The organism is Streptomyces albidochromogenes, assembly GCF_005981925.1.
Lineage (GTDB): Bacteria > Actinomycetota > Actinomycetes > Streptomycetales > Streptomycetaceae > Streptomyces > Streptomyces albidochromogenes.
This window is the reverse complement of the sequence record NZ_VBVX01000627.1, coordinates 1-1254: the sequence shown is the minus strand read 5'-3', so window position 1 is coordinate 1254 and position 1254 is coordinate 1. Positions and strand designations below refer to the sequence as shown.

The 1254-nt window shown below is 67.5% G+C and carries 2 protein-coding genes and 1 rRNA gene; all 3 read left to right on the top strand.

Annotation, left to right across the window (positions count from 1 at the left end; genetic code table 11):
- Window positions 1–71: ribosomal RNA gene (gene rrf, locus E2E34_RS37605) — 5S ribosomal RNA — on the top strand; the annotation flags it as partial.
- Window positions 72–139: 68 nt separating this feature from the next.
- Window positions 140–784 carry an HAD family hydrolase gene (locus tag E2E34_RS34410; RefSeq protein ID WP_138905729.1) on the top strand — a complete coding sequence of 215 codons (645 nt, stop codon included), beginning with the start codon at window positions 140–142 and terminating at the stop codon, window positions 782–784.
- 45 nt (window positions 785–829) lie between these two features.
- The coding region (locus E2E34_RS34405) for an MFS transporter (RefSeq protein WP_138905728.1) at window positions 830–1254 on the top strand (425 nt) is incomplete at its 3' end.

The window sequence follows — 1254 nt, the reverse complement described above, 5'->3', positions numbered from 1 at the left end:
CGGAAGCTAAGCCTTTCAGCGCCGATGGTACTGCAGGGGGGACCCTGTGGGAGAGTAGGACGCCGCCGAACAAATTTTATGCCCCGGCCCCTGGACTTATGTCCAGGGGCCGGGGCTTTTTTGCGTTTAAGGTCAAGTCATGCGCTACGACCTCATCATCTTCGACAACGACGGCGTCCTCGTGGACAGCGAGCCGATCTCCAACACCATCCTCGCCGGCTACCTGAGCGAGCTGGGGCACCCGACCACGTACGAGGACTCGCTGCGGGACTACATGGGTTCCGCGGTGCACCGGATCCACGACCTGGTGCTGGAGCGGTCCGGGCAGCGGCTGCCCGAGGACTTCGACAAGACACTGCACGCGCGGATCTTCGCCGCCTTCGAACAGGAGCTGAAGCCGGTCGCCGGAGCGGAGGACCTGCTGGGGCGGCTGGTGGCGGACGGTGTGTCGTACTGCCTCGCGTCCTCCGGCAGTCACGAGCGGATTCGGGTCGGGCACCTGGTGACCGGGCTCGACGAGTGGTTCGAGGACAGCTGGATCTTCAGCTCGCAGGACGTCGGACGGGGCAAGCCGGCACCGGACCTCTTCCTGCACGCCGCCGCACAGATGGGCGTACCGCCGGAGCGGTGCGTGGTGGTGGAGGACAGTCCGCTCGGGGTGGAGGCGGCCAGTGCGGCCGGAATGGACGTGTACGGCTTCACGGCGATGACGCCGGCCGACAGGCTTTCGGGCGCGAAGGGGTGCTTCTCGGATCTGAGTGAGCTGCCGGACCTGCTCGCCTGACCGATCTCTACCCATGGGTAGAGGGCGGGCCTACGCTGTGCGGCCATGACAGACGCGCGCCTGCGGCACGGCAGGGCTTCCTTGGGGTTGAGCTTCTTCGCGCAGGGCGTGGCGTTCGCGCTGCTCGTGACGCGGCTGCCCGCCGTTCAAGACCGGTACGGGATATCCGACGGACTGCTTCCCGTGTTCCTGGCCGCCGTGCCGATTCTGGCCGGGGTGGGCAGTGTCGCTACCGAGCTGCTGGTGAAGCGGGTCAGGCCGAGCGTCGTACTGAGGTGGTCGCAGCCGGTCGTGCTGCTGGCGCTGCTCTGGGTCGGGGGCGGCAGTGAGCTGTGGCAAGTGGCCGTCGCACTGGGCGCGTTCGGGGTGGCGGTCGGGGCGTTGGACGCGTCCATGAACATGCTGGGCGTGAGCCTTCAGTGGGCGTACGGGCGCAGCATCATGCTCGGCTTTCACGCGGCGTACAGCCT

Bases quoted from the DNA above. Each gene is read 5' to 3' on its own strand.
- E2E34_RS34410 (WP_138905729.1), top strand. From the start codon at position 140: ATGCGCTACGACCTCATCATCTTCGACAACGACGGCGTCCTCGTGGAC.